Origin of the sequence: Actinokineospora sp. NBRC 105648 (assembly GCF_030269645.1) — a bacterium.
In the GTDB taxonomy this organism is placed as follows: domain Bacteria; phylum Actinomycetota; class Actinomycetes; order Mycobacteriales; family Pseudonocardiaceae; genus Actinokineospora.
In genome coordinates this window covers 67,861-88,120 of record NZ_BSTR01000021.1, presented here as the reverse complement: position 1 = coordinate 88,120, position 20,260 = coordinate 67,861, and the positions used below count along the sequence as shown (strand labels likewise).

Below are 20,260 nucleotides of genomic sequence, written 5' to 3'. Positions count from 1 at the left end.
CGTGGCAGGGAACTCACGGCGCCAGGGCGCGATGCGCAAGCCGGGCTCCAAGAAGGGCGCCGTCGTCGGCTCCGGCGGACAACGGCGCAAGGCACTGGAGGGCAAGGGCCCCACGCCCAAGGCCGAGGAGCGCCCCGGCCACCACGCCTACCGCAAGTCGAACGCGGCAGCCAAGCGCACCCAGGGCCGATCGAGCAAGGACAAGCCGACCAACGAACTGGTGGCCGGCCGCAACCCGGTGGTCGAGTGCCTGCGCGCCGGGGTCCCCTCGACCGCGCTCTACGTCGCACTCGGCATCGAGGCCGACGAACGCGTCGCCGAGTCGGTCCAACTGGCGGCCGACCGGGGCATCTCGGTCCTGGAGGTCTCCCGGCTCGAACTCGACCGGCTCACCACCGGCGCCATGCACCAGGGCCTGGCCCTCCAAGTCCCGCCGTACGAGTACGCGCACCCGGACGACCTGCTGGAAGCAGCGGCCAGCACCGACGACCCCCCACTGATCGTCGCCCTGGACGGCGTCACCGACCCCCGCAACCTCGGCGCGGTCATCCGCTCAGCAGCGGCCTTCGGCGCGAACGGCGTCCTACTGCCCCAGCGACGCAGCGCGGGCATCACGGCCGTGGCCTGGCGAACGAGCGCGGGCACAGCGGCCAAGATCCCGGTAGCCATCGCCACCAACCTGACCCGACAGCTGCGCGCGTTCGCCGACGAGGGCCTGATGATCGTGGGCCTGGACGCGGACGGCTCGATGGAACTGGACGGCCTGGAACTGGCGACCTCACCACTGGTGGTCGTCGTCGGCTCCGAGGGCAGGGGCCTGACCAGACTGGTCAAGGAAACCTGCGACGCCACAGTGTCCATTCCGATGTCAGCGGGCGTGGAATCACTCAACGCGTCGGTGGCGGCGGGAGTGGTCTTGGCAGAGGTGGCTAGAAGGCGAAGGATCGCAGGCAGGATCTAACCAAAAACTCCGATCCTCACCCACCTCCCGATCCACAGTCTTCAATCCACAGCCTCCAATCTCCACCCCTATTTCTCAGTCCCTATTCCTCTATTCCTTCAATTTCTAAAACCCGAGCCCGCTGGTACGCAACACCCGCTACGCCAGTGCTCGATTGGGTGGAATGCCTTCGTGTGGGGGGAGAGTACCGCTAAACTTGCCGTGTGGTGGGGATGCCCTTCACCCCACGCTTTTTCCCCACCGCGGTGCTCTAGGGGCCCCGCGCGAAGGCATTCCACCCGATCGAGCCTCCGCTTTACTTGGGCAGCTCGGAGGGTGTGCCGCACGCCGACCTACGGTCGACCTTGTTGGCGGCTCGTCGTTGGGGCTGCCCGAGGAAAAGATGGGGGCTCGATCTAGTGAACTCACTTCGCGCGGGGCCCCTAGAGCACCGCGGTGGTGAAAAAAGGGCGGGTGAAGGGCATTCCCCACCACCGGCAAGTTTAGCGGTACTCCTCCCCCACACGAAGCGAGTCCACTAGATCGAGCATTCGTAACGGGACTTGCGTACCAGCGGGGTCGGCCTATCCGCTGCGGTTTGCTGGGGGACGGGGCCCTTCTGCTTGTCGGTGGGGTCGGCCTATCCACTGCGGTTTGCTGGAGGACGGGGCCCTTCTGCGTGCCAGCGGGCTCGGCCTATCCACTGCAGTTTGCTGGAGGACGAGGCTCTTCTGCGTGCCAGCGAGGTCGGCCTATCCACTGCGGTACCAGCGGGCGGGGATCCTGTTACGTGCCAGCGGGGTTGGGAGCTCTTGCATGATCACCCAGGAGATCCCCGCCGGGGCGGTCGTCGGGTTCCTGGTGGGTGAACTGCGGGTCCCGCTTCGCCTGCACTAACCTACTACCCAGTCAAGAAGAGGGGGTGGGCGTGTGTCCGGGTTCCTCGACGACTTCGCCCGCCACTGGCCGGTGTACGTCTCGATGCCGTTCGTGGCGGCTGTCATCGGCTACGTCACCAAGCGGGTGGCCATCGAGATGATGTTCCGGCCACTGCGCTTCGTCGGGCTGGTTGAGCCGTTCCTCGGGTGGCAGGGGGTTGTCCCGCGCAATTCGGCGCGGATGATCCGGGTGTCCGCTGAGTTGATCACCAGCAGGCTGGTGGACCCGAGGGAGATCGTCGAGCGGCTGGACCCCGACGAGGTGGCGCGGCAGATCCAAGGGCCGTTGCTGGTCACGGTCGACGAGATCGCGCGGGAGGTGCTGGAGAAGCACCACCCGCAGTTGTGGGAGATGTTGCCGATCCTGGCCCAGGACCTGATCATCAAGCAGGTCCAAGCGGGCAGTCCGGCCCTGGTCCGCAAGGTGATGGCCGAGATCCGGGCCAACATCGGTGAGGTGCTCGACGTCCAGCAGGTCGCCGTATCCGCGCTGGAGCGGGACAAGGAGTTGCTGGTCCGGCTCGTGCGGGACATCTCGCGGCCGGAGATGGCGTTCATCGCCCGCTGCGGCATCTACTTCGGGTTCGTCCTCGGTCTGGTGCAGACCGCTGTCTGGGCGCTCACCCGTGAGCCGCTGGTGCTGCCGATCTTCGGCGCGGCCATCGGCTGGTTCACCGACTGGCTGGCCATCAAGCTGGTGTTCTTCCCGCGCGAGCGCACTCGGCTCTTCGGCCTGGTCCCGTTCCAGGGGGTCTTCCAGCGCCGTCGGGCCGAGGTGGCGCGGCAGTACGGCGACCTGATCGCCCGGGAGGTGATGACGGTGCCGAACATCGTCGACGGGATCCTGCGCGGTCCGAAGTCCGACCGGTTGCTGGCCATGATCCAGCGGCACGTGCAGAAGAGCGTCGACGAGCAGGCCAGCATCGCCAAGCCGTTCGTCGCGGTGGCTGTGGGCACGCGCCGGTTCCAGGAGATGAAGCACGACGCCGCCGACAAGGCGATGACCCGGTTGACCAGCACGGCCCTCTACGCCGAGCCGTACGCGCGCGAGGCGCTCGACATCGGCAACACCATCGCCGCCAAGATGAACGAGCTATCCCGCGAGGAGTACGAGGGCCTCTTGCGTCCCGCGTTCCGGCAGGACGAGTGGAAGCTCATCGCCGTCGGTGCGGTGATCGGGGCGCTGGTCGGTCACCTGCAGGCGATCCTCATGCTGCACTGACCCGGGTGCGCCTGGCCCGGCTCACGACCCAGCACACCAGGTAGATCAAGAACGAGATAGCGGTGACGAAGGCGCTCACCGGCGCGCCCGGGGCCAGCGACAGGATGATCCCGCCGACCGCCGACACCTCGGCGAACAGCACCGCCAGCAGGGTCGCGCGCAGCGGGCTCGCGGTGATCCGGCAGGCCGCCGCGGCGGGCGTCACCATCAGCGCGAGCACCAGCAGCGACCCGACCGTGCGCACGCCCAAGGCCGTCGCCGCGCCCACCATCACGGCGAACACCAGGGCCAGCGCCGTCGTCGGCACCCCGCGCGCCTTGGCGACCTCGGGGTCGACGCTGGCGAACAGCAGCGGCCGGTAGAGCGCCGCGAGCAGCCCCAGCACCACGATCGCGCACCCGCTCAGCAGGGCGACGCTCGCGAAGTCCTGCCCGACGATCTGCCCGGTGAGCAGGCCGAACTTGTTCGACGCGCGGCCCTTGTAGAGCCACAGCATCAGCACGCCCAGGCCCAGCCCGAAGGCGAGCACCACGCCGATCACCGAGTCGTAGTCCGAACTCCGCCGCGACAGCAGCCCCAGCACCAGCGCGGCCACGATCGCCCCGGCGAGCGCGCCGTTGCCGACGTCCCAGCCCAGCAGCAGCGCCGCCGCGCCGCCGGTGAGCGCCAGTTCGCTGGTGCCGTGCACCGAGAACGCCATGTTCCGGCTGACGATCAGCGGCCCGAGCACGCCCGCCAGCAGGCCGAGCACGCTGGCGACCAGCAGCGCGGTGAGCACGAAGTCGTAGCCGAGCAGCCGGGCGGTCAGCTCGAAGTCGAAGAGCTTGTCCATCAGTGGTCCGCCAAGTGGTGCCCAGTGACGCCGTGGTGCCCAGCAGCGCCGTGGTGGGCAGTGGCGCCGGGCAGCGGCGTGGTTCCGTGGTGCGCGGTGTCCTCGCACAGCTCGCTGTGCGTGCCGACGACGTGGATCTGGCCGCGCACCCGCACGACCGCGACCTCGGTGCCGTAGAGCTCGCTCAGCGTCTCCGTCGTCATGACCTCGTCCGGCGACCCGATCCGGAACTTGCCGTCGACCAGGTAGAGCACCCGGTCGACCAGCGGCAGCACCGGGTTGATCTCGTGCGTGACGAACAGGACCGCGCTGTCGTTGGCCCGCCGGTGGCCGTCGATGAGCTCGCTGACCGCGCGCTGGTGGGCCAGGTCGAGGGAGAGCAGCGGCTCGTCGCAGAGCAGCACGCTGGGGTCGCCGACCAGGGCCTGGGCCACCCGGAGCCGCTGCTGCTCACCGCCGGAGAGCAGGCCGACCGGGCGCTCGGCGTAGGCCGTCGCGCCCACGGCGGCCAGGGCCGCGTCCACCCGGCGCCTGCGCTCGCCGATCCCGCGCAGCCCGAGTCCCCAGGTGTGCCCGTCGTAGCCGAAACCGACCAGGTCGCGCCCGCGCACGGCGACCGTCGGGTCGAGGGCCCGCTGCTGCGGGATGTAGCCGATGTGCCGGTTGCCGCGCCCGGGCGGGGAACCCGCCACCCGGACCGTGCCCGCGCTCAGCCGTTGCAGTCCCAGCAGGACCCGCATCAGGCTGGTCTTGCCGGAACCGTTGGGCCCGAGCACGGCGACGAACTCGCCGGGGGCGATCTCCAGGTCGAGCCCGGCCCACAGCACCCGGTCGCCGTAGGCGAGCCGGGCGCCCGACAGCGCGACGGCGGGGGTGCTCACGCGGCCGCCACGGCCCGCGCGAGGTCATCCACCTGAGTGGTCATCCAGGCAAGATAGTCGGTCGCGCCGGGTGGCAGCGTCTCGGTCACACCGACCACCGGCACGCCCGCGGCCACGGCCTTGTCCTTGAGCTGCTTGGTCACCGGGGTCTCGGTCTGGCTGTTGTAGACGACCACGGCGACCTCCTTGTCGGTGACCAGCGCGTCGGTCTTGGCGACCGCGGCGGCCGACGGGTCGGACTCCTCCTCGATGGCCTCGGAGAACTCCTCCGGGGTCGCGTCCGACAGGCCCGCGGTCGCCAGCAGGTAGGCCGCGACCGGTTCGGTGGCCACCACCTTGGCGCCCGGCTTGGCCCGGCCGATGCCCGCGGCCTTGGCGGCGATGTCGTCGAGGCCGTGGGCGAAGGTGGCGGCGTTGGTCCGGAACACGTCGCGCTTGTCCGGGGCGACCGCGCTCAGCTCGTCGACCAGCTTGTCGGCGACCCGGTGGACGGTGTCCAGGTCGTACCAGACGTGCTCGTTGACCGCGGGCTCGTGCGCGGCCTCGTTCGGGACCGGCTCACTGGACTGGTGCTGCCCGCCCGAGTCGCCCTTGCCCGCGAGCTCGAAGGCGACGATCTTGCGCGCGTTCGCGCCCGCGGTGTCGGCGAGGCCGGTGAAGAAGTCGTCGTAGCCGCCGCCGTTGGACAGCACGACCTTGACGTTGTCGAACGCGACGGCGTCGGCGGGCTTGGCCTCGTAGCCGTGCGGGTCGGCGCCGGGGTCGCTCAGGATGGCGGTGACCGACACCGCGTCACCGCCGACCGCGCGCGCCACGCTGGCCCACACGTTCGTCGAGGCCACGACGGCGATCCGGCCGTCGGCACCGGCCTGGCCGGGTGACCCGCCACACGCCGAGGCACCGATCAGGGTCAGCGCGCCGACCAGGGCAGCCGCGGTTGCGGACCGGGTGGGACGCGAGGTCATGGGGCACTCCCGAGGGGGTCGTGGTCGCCTTCCGCACGACAATGGAAACCGTTGTCGCTTTCAGCCTACGTCACGGACGCCGTTAGCGTTAACCCGACCGGGTGAGACCAACCGGGGGGCCGACTACCGGCCGGACTTCTGCAATTGGTTCTGAACCGTTACGGTCAATCCATGGCGCGGTCTATGCATGTGCGACGCCCGGCGACCCTCGCGTCGCTGGCGGCGGAACTCGGGGTCTCCCGGACCACCGTCTCCAACGCGTACAACCGGCCTGACCAGCTCTCCCCCGAGCTGCGCAGGCGGGTCCTGGAGACCGCGCGGCGCCTCGGCTACCCCGGTCCGGACCCGGTCGCGCGGTCCCTGCGCACCCGCAAGGCGGGGGCCGTCGGCCTGCTGCTGACCGAGAACCTCTCTTACGCCTTCCGGGACCCAGCAGCCCTCGGCTTCCTCGAGGGGCTCGCCCTCGCGTGCGAGGGCGCGGGCCAGGGTCTGCACCTCGTCCCGGTCAACCCGGAGCGCGAGGACGTCGCCGCCGTGCACCGCGCGGGCGTGGACGGGTTCGTCGTGTACTCGGTGCCCGACGACGACCCGCACCTGGCCGCGGTGCTGTCCCGGCCGGTGCCCACCGTGGTCGCCGACCAGCCGCACGTCGAGGGCGTCGACCGGGTCGGCATCGACGACCGGGCCGCGATCACCGTGCTCGCCGACCGGCTGATCGCCCTGGGCCACCGCCGGGTCGGCGTGGTCTGCATGCGGCTCGCCCGCGACCGCAACGACGGCTTCGCCACCGTCGAGCGCGCCCACAACGCGCACTTCCACGTGCAGCGGGCCCGGCTCGCCGGCCTGGAGGACTCCTTCAGCGCGGTCGGGGTCGACTGGAAGCGCGTACCGGTGGTGGAGCGCTTCGACCACAGCGTGGCCAGCGGCGCGTCCGCCGCCGCGCAGCTGCTCGACGCCGATCCCGAGGTCACTGCCCTGATCTGCACCTCGGACATCCTCGCCCTGGGCGCTCTCACCGAGGCCAGACGCCGCGGGCTGCGGGTGCCGCAGGACCTCACCGTCACCGGCTTCGACGGCATCACCGACGCCGACCGGGTGGGGCTCACCACGGTGCGGCAACCGGTCCTGGAGAAGGGCCGAGCCGCCGGGAAGCTGCTGCTGGCCTCCGTCGACCCGACCCGGCCGCGGCAGATCACCCTGGACACCGAGCTGGTGCTCGGGTCCACGGCCGCCCCGCCGCGCACCGCCGAGGAACGCTGGTTCGGCCCCTGACCGGGCGGACGAATCCAGCGACCGCGCGCGGTCAGGGCTTGATCGTGAACGGCACCGGTTTGCCCGCCAGCTCACCGAGTCGGCCGGTGACCAGGTAGTCGCCGGGGGCCACCGCACTGCGCTTGACCGGGCAGCCCTTGGCCGACGTGCGGCCCGCCCAGCGCACGTCGAACGCCTGCCGCTCCCCCGGCGCCAACACCTGCCGCTGCTCGCCCTTGGCCGGGGTGCAGTCGTTGCTCGACCACAGCCGCGTGGCGCCGTCCGGGCTGGTGATCACCAGCTCGCGCTGGGCCCGGCCGATGTCGCGGGTGCACGGCACCGGTCCGCCGTTGGTCACGACCAACCGCAGCAGCGGCCTTTGGCCCACCCGGACGGCGGTGGGCTCCATCTCGGCGGTGACCACGACCGCGGCGTCCGGGCATGGCAGGTTCGGGTCCGGTGGCGGCGTGGTCGTGGTGGGCGGCACAGTCGGCGGCGCGGCGGGCGCGGTGCTGGTGGGCGTGGCCGACGGCAGCTCACTCGAGGTCTGGGAGCTGGGGGCGGTGGAACTGGTGCCCGGGGTGCCGAACTCGATCGTCGGCGGTGCGCTGCTGGACGTGGGCCGGGCGCCCGCCCCGACCACCGGGATTCCCTCGTCGGTGCCGAGCAGCCCGCCGATGATCCAGATGAGCACGACCACGGCCACCGCGGACCCGCCGACCGCCAGCAGTCGTCGGCGCAGGTAGACGGCTCGGGGCCGCGGCTCGTTCGGGTCGATCATCCGCAGAACGGTAGCTCCGGCGGTGCCGTCCGCGGTGGTCGACACTTTCGCTCAATCGGGGGTTGTCCGCTCGCTCAACAACACGATCAGTGAGCTTCGTCAAAGTACCCTTGTCTGGCAACTGGCAAGACAGGTCCAATGAGGGCCAGGAATGTCCGAATCACCGGAGGCCGCCGTGACCGCCATCGACGACCTGCTGCAGCGCCACATCGACGGGCCCGACCACGGCGCCCCCGAGGTCCCCACCCCGGTGCCCAGCCTGCACCTGGCCGTGGTGACCTGCATGGACGCCCGGATCAAGGTGTTCGACGTGTTCGGTCTCGTGCACGGCGAGGCGCACATCCTGCGCAACGCCGGGGGGATCGTCACCGACGACGTGATCCGCTCGCTCTCGATCAGCCAGCGCAAGCTCAAGACCCGCGAGGTGATCGTCATGCAGCACACCTCGTGCGGCCTCTCGACCTTCACCGACGACGAGTTCCGGGCCGACCTCGAGGCCGACACCGGCCTGCGGCCGACCTGGGCCGTCGAGGCGTTCCGCGAGGTCAAGGACAGCGTGAAGCAGTCGGTGGAGCGGGTCCGGCGCAGCCCGTTCGTGCCCTACATCGGCAACGTGCGCGGGTTCGTCTACGACGTGCAGACCGCCGCGCTCACCGAGGTCGACTAACCTCGCCGGGTGATCGATTCGCTCCTCGACTGGTTCGACGCCAACGCCCGCGACCTCGCCTGGCGCCGCCCCGGCACCACCGGGTGGGGCGTGCTGGTCAGCGAGATCATGCTGCAGCAGACCCCGGTCGCCCGGGTGGAGCCGATCTGGCTGTCCTGGATGGCGCGCTGGCCAGTGCCGTCGGCGCTGGCCGCGCAGACGCAGGGCGAGGTGGTGCGCGCCTGGGGCAAGCTCGGCTACCCGCGCCGGGCGCTGCGCCTGCACGCCGCCGCGGCGGTGATCGCGAGCGACCACGGCGACGTGGTCCCGTCCGATGTGGACACGCTGCTGGCGCTGCCCGGCATCGGCGCCTACACCGCCCGCGCGGTCGCCGCGTTCGCCTACGGCCAGCGCTGCCCCGTCGTGGACACCAACGTCCGCCGGGTCGTCGCCCGCGCGGTGCACGGTGCCGGTGACGCCGGGCCGCCCTCGGTCACCCGGGACATGGACGACGTCGAGGTGCTGCTGCCGATCGAGCCCGCCCGGGCCGCTCGGGCGTCGGCGGCGCTGATGGAGCTGGGCGCGATCGTGTGCACCGCTCGGGCGCCCAAGTGCGTGGACTGCCCGGTGCTCGACCAGTGCGCCTGGCAGCGCGCGGGTCGGCCCGCCTACGCGGGCCCGGCCAAGGCCGTCCAGCGGTTCGCGGGCACCGACCGCCAGGTCCGGGGCCTGCTGCTCGACGTGCTGCGGGGGACGAACGAGCCCGCCGCGAAGGGCAAGCTCGACCTGGTCTGGAGCGACGCCGGGCAACGCGACCGGTGCCTGCACTCACTGCTCTCCGACGGGCTGGTGGAGCAGACCTCTGACGGGCGCTTCGCCCTGCCCGGCGAACACTGACCCGGTCCTGAGAGGCTCGCGACATGGCGCAGGGTGTTGTGGTGCTGTTCGACCGGCAGGCGGAGCGGGCCGTCACGGACCTGCTCGACCGGCTCGACGCCGCTGGACTCCCGTCCGCGCGGAAGTTCCCGCCGCACGTGACGTTCGGGATGGCCGCGGAGATCCCGAAGAAAACCCGGGCGGCGCTCAAGGCGGACCTCAAGCTGCTCGCCGTCCCCAACCTGTGGCTGCACGCCCTGTCGACCTTCTCCACCAGCGAGAACGTGCTCATGCTGGGCGCGGTCACCGACGGGGAGCTGCTCGCGGTGCACTCGGCCGTGCACGACGTGCTCGCGGGGAAGGTCCGTCACCCGAACAGCTACTACCTGCCCGGCTCGTGGGTGCCGCACTGCACGCTGCTGCACGGGGTGCCCGACGACGACATCGTCCGCGGCTTCCAGGCCCTCTTCCCGGTCGGGTCGATCCAGGCGCGGGCCCGGCAGGTCGCGATCTTGGACACCGCGTCGCACGAGGTCGAGGTCCTGGTCGACCTCTAGCGGCCCAGCAACCCGGATAGGAACGCCTCGACCGCGCCCCGGTAGGTCTCGGGCGCGGAGTCGTGGATGAGGTGGCCGCTGCCGGACACCACGAGGTGCGTCCCGCCGCCGGGTGCGCGCAGCGGGATCTGCGCCTGCTGCCCGGCGGGCATCACCGAGAACTCGGCCTCCACCGCCAGCACCGGGCAGCGGACCCGTTCCACCAGGTCCCAGTAGTCCCGTTCGCCCCACTCCGCGGCGACGTCGAACAGCTCGTCCGGGCCGGCCAGCAGGTGGTAGCCGTCGGCGCGTTCCTCGACGCACTCGGCGAAGTAGTCGCCCGCCGGGCCGAAGAACGCGCGCACGTGGCCCAGCGACGGGAACGGCACCGGCCAGGCGTCGAACAGCGAGCGCCAACCGTCCACAGTGCGTCCACGCAGGTCGATCCCGACGTCCTCGACCACGATCCCGCGCACCGCGTCGGGGTGCTCGGCGGCGAGTGCGATGGCGTGCAGGCCGCCCATGGAGTGTCCGATCACGACCGCGGGCTCGCCGAAGTCGTCGAGCAGTTCCCGGGCGTCGGCGACGAAGTCGGGGGTGCGCCACTGACCGCCCCGGAACGGGCTGCGGCCGTGGCCGCGGGCGTCCAGGCCGACGACCCGGCCGTAGGCGGTGAGCCAGCGGGCGACCGGCCACCAGGTCGACGCGCGGCCCATCAGCGCGTGCAGCAGCAGGATCGGCGGGCCGTCGCCGCCGAAGGTGACCACGTCCGGCCTGCTCATGGGCCTGAGTCTGCCCGAACGAACCCGGGCTACACAGCCGGGCGACCATGATGGGGCCGCCCCCGAACCAGCTTGGAGTTGTCGCGATGCCCCGGGTCGCCCCCGTCCGAGTCGTGTGCGTGCTGCTCACGGCCACGATGTTCACCGCCTGCACGAGCGCGGGGGACGAGACGGGGAAGTTCAGCAAGTCGAACGAGCCCGCGCCGTGGGGGGTGGGCTCGCCCGGCATCGGCGACCCGTACTACCCCGACGACGGCAACGGCGGCTACGACGTCACCGCGTACGAGGTGTCCATCAGCTACGACCCGGCGACCCGGCAGCTGATGGGCGACACCACCGTGGTGGCCACCGCGACCGCGGCACTGTCCCGGTACAACCTGGACCTGACCGGCTTCGACGTGTCCGAAGTGGACGTCGACGGCGGGCGGGCCGCGACGACCCGCGACGGCGAGCACGAACTGGTGATCACCCCGGCCGCACCGCTGACCAAGGGCGCGACGTTCCGCACCCGGGTGCGCTACACGGGCGTCCCCACCGCGGACAAGGACAGCACGCTTGGCGCGGGCGGCTGGCAGATCGCCAAGTCCGGTGGCGCCTTCGCCGCGGGCGAGCCGCACTCGGCGTCGAGCTGGTACCCGGTGAACGACCACCCCTCGGACAAGGCCACCTTCCGGCTGGCCGCGCGGGTCCCGGACGGCTGGAGCGTGATTTCCAACGGCCGCGAGGAACCCGCCAAGACCGAGGGCGGCTGGACCACCTACACCTGGGTGGAGCCGAACCGGATCGCGCCGTACCTGACCACGGTCGGCATCGACCGGTGGACCTTCGAGCGGTCGGCGCTGCCCGACGGGACCCCGGTCGTCAACGCCTACGCCCCCGGCGCGCAGGACAAGCGGCGGGTCGAGGCCCGGGTGCCCGAGGTGCTGGCGTTCCTGGCGGGCAAGTTCGGCCCGTACCCGCAGAGCGCGGCGGGCGGGATCTTCCTCAACGAGAGCATCGGGTTCTCGCTGGAGACCCAGGGCAGGCCCACCTACGCCAAGTGGGCCGACCTGGACGTGATCGTGCACGAGCAGGCCCACCAGTGGTTCGGCGACAGCGTGTCCCTCGAACGGTGGTCGGACGTCTGCCTGAACGAGTGCTTCGCCTCCTACGCGCAGTGGCTGTGGCGGGAGAAGGAGGGCGAGGACCTCGACGCGACCTTCCGCACCGAGGTGGCCAGGGCCTCGGACAAGTTCTGGAAGCGCCGACTGGTCGACATGGGCCCGGGCAACGAGTTCACGGCGGTCTACGACAAGGGCCAACTCGCCGTGCACGCCCTGCGCAGGCAGCTGGGCGAGGAGAGGTTCGACACGCTGCTCAAGAAGTGGACCCAGACCCACCGCGACGGCAACGCGTCCTGGGCGGAGTTCACGGCCATGGTCAACGAGGTCTCCGGGCACGACCAGAGCGCGTTCTTGCAGGCCTGGTTCCACCAAGCGGACAAACCGGCCGAGGACCTGCTCTACCCGGGGTCGCTGCGCAAGTAGGCTGGCCCCATGGCAGTCGTGAAGATCAACGCGATCGAGGTCCCCGAGGGCTCCGGCCCCGAACTGGAGAAGCGCTTCGCCGCGCGGCTGGGCGCGGTCGACGGGGAGCCCGGCTTCCTCGGCTTCGAACTGCTGCGGCCGACGGCGGGCGAGACCCGGTACTTCGTCTACACCCGATGGGAGACCGAGGAGCACTTTCAGGCCTGGGTCAACGGCTCCGCCCGCGAGGCCCACTCCGGCGAACGCGCCAAGCCGGTCGGCTCCGGCTCCAGCCTGCTGGAGTTCGAGGTCGTGCAGAGCGCGGCACCTCGGGAGTGAGCGACGGGTTAGACCGCGCGGCCGAACTGGTGGCCGGCGCGGACGCGGTCCTGGTGTGCGCCGGAGCAGGCATGGGCGTCGACTCCGGCCTCCCGGACTTCCGCGGCGGCGCAGGATTCTGGCGGGCATACCCACCGTACGAGCGACTCGGCCTGCGGTTCGAGGAACTGGCCGACCCGGTGCACTTCGTGGAAGACCCAGAACTGGCCTGGGGCTTCTACGGACACCGGCTCGCGCTGTACCGGAACACGATCCCGCACGCGGGTTTCGCGATCCTGCGGGACTGGGGCGCCCGCGCCTTCACGTCCAATGTGGACGGCCAGTTCCAGTTGGCGGGTTTCGCTGACGTAGCCGAGGTCCACGGCTCAATCCACCACTTGCAGTGCACACTGCCGTGCCGCCGCGCGGTATGGGCGGCGACGGTGGACGTGGAGGTCGACCCGGAAACGATGCGTGCCGTCGGCGGGCTGCCCACCTGCGAGAGTTGCGGGGCACTGGCCCGGCCGAACATCCTGATGTTCGGGGACGCGCACTGGGTACCGGACCGCAGCCAGGCGGACCTGGACGCACTATCGGAATGGCGCCGGTCGTTGCGGGGCCGGAACCTGGTGGTACTGGAAATCGGCGCGGGCACGGCGATCCCGACGGTTCGACGACACGCGGAACTGGCGAGCGCGGCCACGGGGAACTTGATCCGCATCAACCCGCGCGAGCCTGAGATCCGTCATGGTCGAGGTGTGGCCTTGGCGATGGGCGCGGTGGAAGCGTTGACGGAGATCCAGAAGCGGCTCTGAACTCTCTCCGTGTTCAGCCTGTATGGGCTACGTCCTGTGTCGGGAGCGTAGGCATTACAGGTTACCCAAGTAAGAGGGCGCTCGATCTAGCGAACTCCCTTTGCGCGAGGCCCCTAGGCGACCGCGTGGGGAAAGAGCGTGGGGTGAAGGGCATCCCCACCACTGAGGCAAGTTTAGCGGTCACCTCCCCCCACACAAAGGGAGTCCACTAGATCGAGCACTTCCGTAGCGGGGCCGCCGGTTCCAGCCAGTGCGATTATTGGAAGAGACAAAGAGAGGTGGATTCCCCTCCTCTCTTCCTTCAGTCTGCCCGGCCCTGCCCGAACCCCTCCCAACTGCCACCTTCCCGCCCAAGTGCTCGATGGGCTGGAGTGGCTTTGTTTGGGGAGAAAAGAGGCGCTAGCCTGGCCCAGGCGGTGGGTATCCCTTTCCCACCCGCTCTACCCACGGCGCCTCTTTTCTTAGGGGCCCCAAACAAAGCCACTCCAGCCCATCGAGCATGCCCCACCAAGTAAGCGCCGGGCGGCACCGCTAGCGCCTCCCCGGACAAAACGGCTGGCAGCGCAAACCGAGCACCTGAGCAAACGGCCGACTTCAGCATTAGCGCGGTAAGGCCAGTTCGGTGAAGAGGGCGTTGTGGTCGCTGCCCGGCAGGTCGTAGACCGCCGCCGAAGTGGCCCCGATCCTCCGGTCCACCAGCACATGGTCGATCGTGACCGGCGGCCCGAACGGAGCGTGGGACCAGGTTGGCCGCATGGCCTCCCCCGTCAGCTCGGCGGCGTCCGAATACCCCTTGTCGATCAACGAGGTCAGGGCCCGGTGGTCCAAGGTTGCGTTGAAGTCGCCCGCCAGCACCCGGGGTCTGCCGCGTGAGTCCGGGCTTGGGACGAGCCCCAGTTCGTGTTGCCACTTCTTCCGCTGCGCGTCCCCCGTCACCGGTGGTGCGATGTGGATGGCGACCACCTCGAGGTCCACCGCTCCCGACAGGTCCAGCACGGCGGCGGGCTGTTCGAACGACGTGTCGTCGATCAGCACGATCTGTCGCAGTGGGACTCTCGCCAGGATTCCGCCGCCTGCGCCGCCCGGTGATGTCCGCACGACTCGGTAGGGCAGCAGTTGCTCGATCCCTGCCGCGTCCAGTGCGTCCAGGGCTGCTGGGGTCAGCTCTTGCAGGGTGAGCACGTCGACCCGCGCGTCGCGGACCAGGCGGAGCACGGTGGCGGTGTCGGCTTGGCCCAGGCGCAGGTTGGCCGAGAGCAGGCGGACGCGTTGGCCCGGTGGGATCGGGTCGCCGTCGGGGAGGATTCGGGGGACCAGCACGACCGCCAGGGACAGGCTCAAGACCAGGCTGACCAGCGTCAACAGGCGCCTGCGCAGGACCAGGGACAGCAGGGTGACCACCAGGCCGTAGCCGGCGAAGTAGGGCATCGCCGCCAGGGCGGCCACGGTCAGCCAGTTGCCGTCGATCCCGCCCAGTCGCAGCACGCACATCGCGAGCACCGGCAGGACCAGCAGCGTCAGGAACACCGTGACGCCGCGCCTGCGCCGCTTGCGCGGTGGGAGTGCTTCCTCGGGCTCGTAGTCCCGGAAGAGGATTGGGGACTCAGCCACGGCGTTCGTTCCCCCGCTTGTAGTTGCCGGTGGCCCGGGCGAGCAGCTGCTGCGCGCCCTCGGCGTCGGTCCGCTCGAGCTTGGCCAGCAGCGCGGCCGCAGCCTTGCCGCGCAGCGTGGTGACCACCCGACCACCTCGGGCGACGTGCAGTTGGCCGTCCTTGGTCAACCGCCAGTCGAATGGATCCTCCACCAAGCCCATGTGCCCAAGGATGCCTGACAGTCAGTGCGAACCGCTGTCAATTGTCCACAGGGCTGACAGTGGCGTGTGCTGGCGCTGACAGCGCGGCCCGCGAGTCTCTTAGGCGAACGAGAAGGAGGGGGTACATGTCTTACGCAATCGAGGCCGAGGGCTTGGTCAAGCGGTTCGGCTCCACGCTCGCGCTCGACGGGGTGGACCTGGCCGTGCCGACCGGCAAGATCCTGGGCGTGCTCGGGCCGAACGGCGCCGGCAAGACGACCGCGGTGCGCGTCCTGGCGACGCTGCTCCGAGCCGACGAGGGGTGGGCTCGGGTCGGTGGCTACGACGTGGTCAAGGACGCCACCGCGGTCCGCGGGGTGATCGGCCTCACCGGGCAGTACGCCTCGATCGACGAGGACCTGTCCGGCACCGAGAACCTGGTGCTGATCGGCAAGCTGCTCGGCCTGTCCAAGGCCGCCGCCAAGGCCAGGGCCGCCGAGCTGCTGGCCAAGTTCGAGCTGTCCGACGCCGCGAGCCGGTCGATCAAGACCTACTCCGGTGGCATGCGCCGTCGTGCCGACCTGGCCGCGAGCCTGGTCGGTCGGCCGGACGTGCTCTACCTGGACGAGCCGACCACCGGTCTGGACCCGCACAGCCGCAACGAGGTGTGGGGCACCGTCCGGGCCCTGGTCGACGACGGGGTCACGGTGCTGCTGACCACGCAGTACCTGGAGGAGGCCGACCAGCTGGCCGACCTGATCACGGTGATCGACCACGGCAAGGTCATCGCCACCGGCACCCCGCACGAGCTCAAGCGCCGCACCGGCGGCCAGAGCCTGCAGGTGCGCCCGACGCTGGCGGTGGACGTGCCCGCCGTGGCCGGGATCCTGCGCGACCTGACCGACACCGAGCCGCTCGTCGACGCCGACAACGGCGTGCTCAGCGTGCCGGTGGACAACCCGCTGCTGCTCTCCACCCTGGTCCGCAGGCTCGACGAGGTCGGCATCACCGCCGACGAGCTCGCCCTGCGCCTGCCCAGCCTCGATGAGGTGTTCCTGACCCTCACCGGGCACACCGCCCCGGTCCACGAAGGGAGCCTGGCATGACCACGGCCACGCCACCGCTCACCCACGTCGGCCCGGGACTGGCCGTGCGGCACGGTCTCGCGCTCGCGGGCCGGGCGATCATCAAGATCCGGAAGAACCCGGAGTCGCTGCTCGACGTCACCCTGCAGCCGATCATCTTCCTGCTGCTGTTCGTCTACCTGTTCGGCGGCGCCCTGCAGGGCAGCTCGGACGCCTACCTGCAGGTGCTGCTGCCCGGCCTGATGGTGCAGAACATCGCCTTCGCCAGCCTGGGCACCGGCATGGCGCTCAACACCGACATCACCAAGGGCGTGTTCGACCGGTTCCGCAGCATGCCGATCGCCCGGTCGGCGCCGCTGATCGGGGCCGTCCTCGGCGACGTCGTGCGGTTCGTGACCACGCTGACCGTGCTGTTCGTGGTGGCCACCATCATGGGCTTCCGGGTGCAGACCGACCCGGGCCGGTTCCTGATCGCGATCGCGCTGATGATCGCGTTCGGACTGTGCCTGTGCTGGGTGTCGGTGTTCGTCGGGATGCTGGTGAAGAGCCCGCAGGCGGTGCCGGGCACGCTGGTCGCCTTCGTCTTCCCGCTGACCTTCGGCAGCAACGTGTTCGTCAGCTCGAGCACCATGCCGGGCTGGCTGCAGGCCTGGGTGGACATCAACCCGGTCACCCACCTGACCAACGCGGGCCGCGGTCTCCTGCTGGGCGGCGACTGGGTCGGCGACGCCGCCTGGGCCTTCCTCTGGGCCATCGCCATCGCCGCGGTGTTCTTCCCGCTGGCCCTGCGCGCCTACCGCAGGCGCGTCGGCTGAGCCGAGCCGCTCGGGTCCCCGTCCACCACCGGTGGGCGGGGACCTTCCGGTTTGCAGTCCACAGTGGACTTACGCTCGCCCTCAGTTCCCCAGGATCCGGCTCAGCTCGGCCAACGCCGCCGTGCGCGGCAAGGCCATGCCGGACTCGTACGCGGCCACGCGGCCGTCCGCACCCAGCAGTTCGTCCATCTTGGACGTCAACTCCACCAGTTCGGGGTTGCCCAGGTCCGGCGCACCCCGCACGGCCGCGGCGACCCCGAGCAGCCGGGCCGCGCCCATCGCGTCGCCCCGGGCGAAGAGCACCTGGGCGGTGACCTCGCCGAGTGTTCCCGCGATCGGCATGTCCGGGATGCTCGCGATCGCGGCCAACGCCTCGCTGAGCGCGGACAGGGCGAACTCCGGGTGGCCCTCGGCGATCGAGAGCTGGGCACCGGCGGTCGCGTACAGCGTGAGCCAGTGCGGCGGCCTACCGGGCAGCGCGGTCAGCGCGGCCTCCCCCGCGTTGAGCACGGCACGGGCGGCGGGCAGGTCGCCGCGCTGGCGCAGGATGGTGGACAGCCAGGCGAGCAGGACCGCGCGGTTCTCCACGTTGCCGGACCGCTCGGCGATCCGGAGCGCCTCACGGGCGTCGCGCTCGGCGCCCGCGAGGTCGCCCGCCCGGCCGCGCTGGATCGCCAGCCTGCCCAGGCTGCCGGGCAGCTCGTCCACCGCGCCCAGTTCGCTGACCAGGCGCACGGCCTCCTCGTTGGCCTCGATCGCGCCGACGTGGTCCCCGCGCAGCGACCGCCGCTCGGACACCTGGCCGATGGCCATCGCCTGGCCCCAGCGGTCGCCCAGCTCGCGGAACCGGGTGAGCGCCGCCTCCACCGCCACCTCCGCCTCGGCCAGGTCGCCCTGGTTCTCCTGCAGGAACGCCTGGCCGAGCAGCGCCAGCGCGCGGGCCCACGGGTCCGGGTGGTCGATCATCCTGGCCACGTTGGCCAGCGCGTCCGCCATGTCACCGGAGAACGCGGCGAGCAGCGGCTCGACCATGGCCATCATCGGGTAGTGCGAGATGGCGTCGGTGGCGGCGAGGTCGGCGCGCAGCTCGCGCACGACCTCGCGGTCGGGGATCCCGCCCGCCTCGGCGAAAGCCGCCAGCGCGCGCAGGGTGGCCCGGGCGTGCGCGGGCGCGGGCCCCGGCAGCGCCACGACCTCGGTGACCACCTTCATCGCCTCGCGCTGCTGCCCGGCGACCATCCAGAACCAGGTGGCACCCACGGCCAGCCGGTGCGCCAGGTCGGCGTCGGCCGCGCCGATCGCGTGCCGGACGGCGGCCAGCATGTTCTCGTGGTCGGCGGTGATCCTGGCCAGCCACCCGACCTGTTCCGGCCCGCGCAGGTGCGGCTCGGCCTCCTGCAGGAAGGCCAGGAAGTAGCGGCAGTAGCGATCGCGGACCCGCTCGGTCTCCCCCGACTCGGCGTGCCGCTCGGCGGCGTAGGCGCGCACGGTCTCCAGCATCCGGTAGCGCACCTGGCCGTCGCGGCCCTCGGCGGCGACCACGATGGACTTCTCCACCAGCGACGCCAGCACGTAGACGACGTCCGCGGCGGGGAGCAGGTCGTCGTCGGCCGCGACCGCGGCCACCGCCTCGGCGGTGGCCGCCGCCGGGAACATGGAGAGCCGGGCGGCCAGCACCCGCTCGGGCTTCTCCAGCAGGTCCCAGCTCCACTCGACCACGGCGCGCAGCGTGCGGTGGCGTGGCAGGGAGGTGCGGCTGCCGCCGGTGAGCAGGCGGAACCGGTCGTCGAGGCGTTCGGCGATCTGCCCGACGGTCATCGACCGCAGCCGGGCGGCGGCGAGCTCGAGGGCCAGCGGCAGGCCGTCGAGCCTGCGGCAGATCTCGGCGACGGTGGCCGCGTGGTCGCCGTCGACCCGGAACCCGGGCGCGGCGGACTCGGCCCGGTCGGCGAAGAGCCGGACCGCCTCGGTGCCCGCCACCTCGGCGGCGGGCGCGTCGTCGGCCGGCAGCCCCAGCGGGCCGACCGGGAAGACGACCTCGCCGGTGATCGCCAACGGCTCCCGGCTGGTGGCCAGCACCCGCAGCCGGGGGCAGCGGGCGAGCAGGCTGTCGGCCAGCGTGGCGGCCGCCTCGATCAGGTGCTCGCAGTTGTCCAGCACCAGCACGCAGCGCTGGGTGCCGAGCACGTCGGCCAGCCGGTCGAGCGCGTTGCTGACCCGCGGCCCGGTGCCCGGGTTGTCCATCAGCCTGGTCTCCCGCACCCCGAGCGCGGCCAGCGCGGCGGCCGGGACGTCGTCGGTCGCGCGGACGCCGGCCAGCTCGACGAACCAGGACTGACCGTCCTGGGCGGCCACGACCTCGGTGGACAACCGGGTCTTGCCCGCGCCACCGGGCCCGACGAGGGTCACCAGGCGGGTGCCGCCGAGCAGCCGGGACACCTCGGCCAGCTCGGCCCGCCTGCCGACGAAGCTGGTCAGCGCGGCGGTGACGTGCCGGGTGGGCGGGGCCTCGATCTCCCCGCGCAGCACGGCCAGGTGCAGGTCGCGCAGCTCGGGCGAGGGCTCCACGCCGAGCTCGTCGGCCAGCGTTGCCCGGACCCGCTCGTAGACGGCCAGCGCGTCCGCCTGCCTGCCCGCGAGGAACAGGGCCCGCACCAGCAGGGCGGCGGGCCGCTCGCGCAGCGGCTGCTCGGCCACCAGGGTGCGCAGCTCGGCGATGACCTCGGTGTGCCGCCCGGACCGCACGTCGGCGTCGAGCCGGTCCTCCACCGCCGCCGCCCGCAACTCACTGAGCCGGGTGACCGCCCCCGCCGCGAACGGCGCGTCGTCGAGCCCGGCGAGCGCCGGGCCGTGCCAGAGGTCGAGGGCGGTGCGCAGCTTGTCGGTGGCCTCGGCCAGCCGACCGTCGGTCAAGGCGGCCCGCCCCTGCGCGGCCAACCGCTCGAACCGGTGCACGTCGACGTCGTCCTGGCTGACCAGCAACCGGTACCCGGTCGGGTGCGACTCGACCAGACCATCGGCCTCCGGACGAAGCCCGCGGCGCAGCCGCGAAACGAGGGACTGCAAGGCGTTGGTGGCGTCGGCGGGCGGATCCTCACCCCACAACCCGTCGATCAGCGCGGCGGTCGGCACGACCCGCCCCGCGTCGAGGGCGAGCCGGGCCAGCAGCATCCGCAACCGGGCCCCGCCCAGCTCGACGACGGCCCCGTCACCATTGGCGAGCCGAAGCGGGCCGAGCAACGCCACCTGCACCAGCACAGCTTCCCAGAACAGCCGCGCC

General features: G+C 71.4%; 19 protein-coding genes. 11 read left to right on the top strand and 8 right to left on the bottom strand.

Annotation, left to right across the window (positions count from 1 at the left end; translation table 11 throughout):
- Position 1: 1 nt before the first annotated feature.
- On the top strand, positions 2-961 hold the full coding sequence (rlmB, locus tag QSK30_RS19725) for a 23S rRNA (guanosine(2251)-2'-O)-methyltransferase RlmB (protein ID WP_285504734.1): 960 nt from the start codon (positions 2-4) through the stop codon (positions 959-961).
- Positions 962-1,870: 909 nt separating this feature from the next.
- Positions 1,871-3,100: a DUF445 domain-containing protein gene (locus tag QSK30_RS19720; protein ID WP_285504732.1), complete on the top strand. Its 1,230-nt coding sequence runs from the start codon at positions 1,871-1,873 to the stop codon at positions 3,098-3,100.
- Here the strand turns inward: QSK30_RS19720 and QSK30_RS19715 are convergent.
- Genes QSK30_RS19715 through QSK30_RS19705 form a run of 3 tightly spaced genes read right to left on the bottom strand, consistent with a single transcriptional unit; the run spans position 3,087 to position 5,778 of the window.
- Positions 3,087-3,932: a metal ABC transporter permease gene (locus tag QSK30_RS19715; RefSeq protein ID WP_285504731.1), complete on the bottom strand. Its 846-nt coding sequence runs from the start codon at positions 3,930-3,932 to the stop codon at positions 3,087-3,089. The genes QSK30_RS19720 and QSK30_RS19715 overlap by 14 nt on opposite strands.
- The gene (locus QSK30_RS19710; RefSeq protein WP_285504729.1) at positions 3,932-4,813 is read right to left on the bottom strand and encodes a metal ABC transporter ATP-binding protein; all 882 of its coding nucleotides are present in this window, start codon (positions 4,811-4,813) and stop codon (positions 3,932-3,934) included. Before QSK30_RS19710 ends, QSK30_RS19715 begins: the two co-directional genes overlap by 1 nt.
- On the bottom strand, positions 4,810-5,778 hold the full coding sequence (locus QSK30_RS19705) for a metal ABC transporter solute-binding protein, Zn/Mn family (protein ID WP_285504728.1): 969 nt from the start codon (positions 5,776-5,778) through the stop codon (positions 4,810-4,812). Before QSK30_RS19705 ends, QSK30_RS19710 begins: the two co-directional genes overlap by 4 nt.
- A 171-nt stretch (positions 5,779-5,949) precedes the next feature.
- Here QSK30_RS19705 and QSK30_RS19700 point away from each other — a divergent pair, with 171 nt between their 5' ends.
- Positions 5,950-7,050, top strand: coding sequence for a LacI family DNA-binding transcriptional regulator (locus tag QSK30_RS19700; protein WP_285504727.1), 1,101 nt, complete (start codon positions 5,950-5,952; stop codon positions 7,048-7,050).
- Between the two features lie 31 nt (positions 7,051-7,081).
- Here the strand turns inward: QSK30_RS19700 and QSK30_RS19695 are convergent, their stop codons facing one another.
- Positions 7,082-7,810, bottom strand: a complete 729-nt coding sequence (locus QSK30_RS19695; RefSeq protein ID WP_285504725.1) for a hypothetical protein — start codon at positions 7,808-7,810, stop codon at positions 7,082-7,084.
- Between the two features lie 175 nt (positions 7,811-7,985).
- Between QSK30_RS19695 and QSK30_RS19690 the strand changes: the two genes are divergently transcribed.
- From QSK30_RS19690 to QSK30_RS19680, 3 genes are read left to right on the top strand one after another with little or no spacing between them, the layout of a single operon-like run.
- Positions 7,986-8,477: a beta-class carbonic anhydrase gene (locus QSK30_RS19690; RefSeq protein WP_285504789.1), complete on the top strand. Its 492-nt coding sequence runs from the start codon at positions 7,986-7,988 to the stop codon at positions 8,475-8,477.
- Positions 8,478-8,486: 9 nt separating this feature from the next.
- A complete protein-coding gene (locus QSK30_RS19685; protein WP_285504724.1) occupies positions 8,487-9,353 on the top strand; it encodes an HhH-GPD family protein in 867 nt (288 codons plus the stop codon).
- 23 nt (positions 9,354-9,376) lie between these two features.
- Positions 9,377-9,889, top strand: coding sequence for a 2'-5' RNA ligase family protein (locus QSK30_RS19680; protein WP_285504722.1), 513 nt, complete (start codon positions 9,377-9,379; stop codon positions 9,887-9,889).
- On the opposite strand, the gene QSK30_RS19675 is transcribed toward QSK30_RS19680, so the two are convergent.
- The gene (locus QSK30_RS19675; protein ID WP_285504721.1) at positions 9,886-10,650 is read right to left on the bottom strand and encodes an alpha/beta fold hydrolase; all 765 of its coding nucleotides are present in this window, start codon (positions 10,648-10,650) and stop codon (positions 9,886-9,888) included. The genes QSK30_RS19680 and QSK30_RS19675 overlap by 4 nt on opposite strands.
- 86 nt (positions 10,651-10,736) lie before the next feature.
- Between QSK30_RS19675 and QSK30_RS19670 the strand changes: the two genes are divergently transcribed.
- From QSK30_RS19670 to QSK30_RS19660, 3 genes are read left to right on the top strand one after another with little or no spacing between them, the layout of a single operon-like run.
- A complete protein-coding gene (locus QSK30_RS19670; protein WP_285504719.1) occupies positions 10,737-12,176 on the top strand; it encodes a M1 family metallopeptidase in 1,440 nt (479 codons plus the stop codon).
- A gap of 9 nt (positions 12,177-12,185) precedes the next feature.
- The gene (locus tag QSK30_RS19665; RefSeq protein WP_285504718.1) at positions 12,186-12,494 is read left to right on the top strand and encodes an antibiotic biosynthesis monooxygenase family protein; all 309 of its coding nucleotides are present in this window, start codon (positions 12,186-12,188) and stop codon (positions 12,492-12,494) included.
- On the top strand, positions 12,491-13,288 hold the full coding sequence (locus QSK30_RS19660; protein WP_285504717.1) for an SIR2 family NAD-dependent protein deacylase: 798 nt from the start codon (positions 12,491-12,493) through the stop codon (positions 13,286-13,288). The genes QSK30_RS19665 and QSK30_RS19660 overlap by 4 nt, the downstream gene beginning before the upstream one ends.
- A gap of 600 nt (positions 13,289-13,888) precedes the next feature.
- Here the strand turns inward: QSK30_RS19660 and QSK30_RS19655 are convergent.
- On the bottom strand, positions 13,889-14,899 hold the full coding sequence (locus QSK30_RS19655; protein WP_285504715.1) for an endonuclease/exonuclease/phosphatase family protein: 1,011 nt from the start codon (positions 14,897-14,899) through the stop codon (positions 13,889-13,891).
- Complete coding sequence (locus tag QSK30_RS19650) at positions 14,892-15,101, bottom strand: hypothetical protein (RefSeq protein WP_285504713.1); 210 nt, start codon at positions 15,099-15,101, stop codon at positions 14,892-14,894. Before QSK30_RS19650 ends, QSK30_RS19655 begins: the two co-directional genes overlap by 8 nt.
- A 125-nt stretch (positions 15,102-15,226) precedes the next feature.
- On the opposite strand from QSK30_RS19650, the gene QSK30_RS19645 reads away from it, so the two are divergent.
- Both QSK30_RS19645 and QSK30_RS19640 read left to right on the top strand, forming a co-directional pair.
- Positions 15,227-16,186 carry an ATP-binding cassette domain-containing protein gene (locus QSK30_RS19645; protein ID WP_285504712.1) on the top strand — a complete coding sequence of 320 codons (960 nt, stop codon included), beginning with the start codon at positions 15,227-15,229 and terminating at the stop codon, positions 16,184-16,186.
- A complete protein-coding gene (locus QSK30_RS19640; RefSeq protein ID WP_285504710.1) occupies positions 16,183-16,980 on the top strand; it encodes an ABC transporter permease in 798 nt (265 codons plus the stop codon). Before QSK30_RS19645 ends, QSK30_RS19640 begins: the two co-directional genes overlap by 4 nt.
- Positions 16,981-17,061: 81 nt before the next feature.
- On the opposite strand, the gene QSK30_RS19635 is transcribed toward QSK30_RS19640, so the two are convergent.
- Positions 17,062-20,232 carry an AfsR/SARP family transcriptional regulator gene (locus QSK30_RS19635; RefSeq protein ID WP_285504709.1) on the bottom strand — a complete coding sequence of 1,057 codons (3,171 nt, stop codon included), beginning with the start codon at positions 20,230-20,232 and terminating at the stop codon, positions 17,062-17,064.
- Between the last annotated feature and the right edge of the window lie 28 nt (positions 20,233-20,260).

Excerpts from the sequence above, each read along its gene's own strand:
- QSK30_RS19670 (WP_285504719.1), top strand. The coding sequence starts at position 10,737 with ATGCCCCGGGTCGCCCCCGTCCGAGTCGTGTGCGTGCTGCTCACGGCC.
- QSK30_RS19680 (WP_285504722.1), top strand. The coding sequence starts at position 9,377 with ATGGCGCAGGGTGTTGTGGTGCTGTTCGACCGGCAGGCGGAGCGGGCC.
- QSK30_RS19665 (WP_285504718.1), top strand. The coding sequence starts at position 12,186 with ATGGCAGTCGTGAAGATCAACGCGATCGAGGTCCCCGAGGGCTCCGGC.
- QSK30_RS19675 (WP_285504721.1), bottom strand. The coding sequence starts at position 10,650 with ATGAGCAGGCCGGACGTGGTCACCTTCGGCGGCGACGGCCCGCCGATC.
- QSK30_RS19650 (WP_285504713.1), bottom strand. The coding sequence starts at position 15,101 with ATGGGCTTGGTGGAGGATCCATTCGACTGGCGGTTGACCAAGGACGGC.
- QSK30_RS19715 (WP_285504731.1), bottom strand. The coding sequence starts at position 3,932 with ATGGACAAGCTCTTCGACTTCGAGCTGACCGCCCGGCTGCTCGGCTAC.
- QSK30_RS19695 (WP_285504725.1), bottom strand. The coding sequence starts at position 7,810 with ATGATCGACCCGAACGAGCCGCGGCCCCGAGCCGTCTACCTGCGCCGA.
- QSK30_RS19700 (WP_285504727.1), top strand. The coding sequence starts at position 5,950 with ATGGCGCGGTCTATGCATGTGCGACGCCCGGCGACCCTCGCGTCGCTG.
- QSK30_RS19705 (WP_285504728.1), bottom strand. The coding sequence starts at position 5,778 with ATGACCTCGCGTCCCACCCGGTCCGCAACCGCGGCTGCCCTGGTCGGC.
- QSK30_RS19640 (WP_285504710.1), top strand. The coding sequence starts at position 16,183 with ATGACCACGGCCACGCCACCGCTCACCCACGTCGGCCCGGGACTGGCC.
- QSK30_RS19645 (WP_285504712.1), top strand. The coding sequence starts at position 15,227 with ATGTCTTACGCAATCGAGGCCGAGGGCTTGGTCAAGCGGTTCGGCTCC.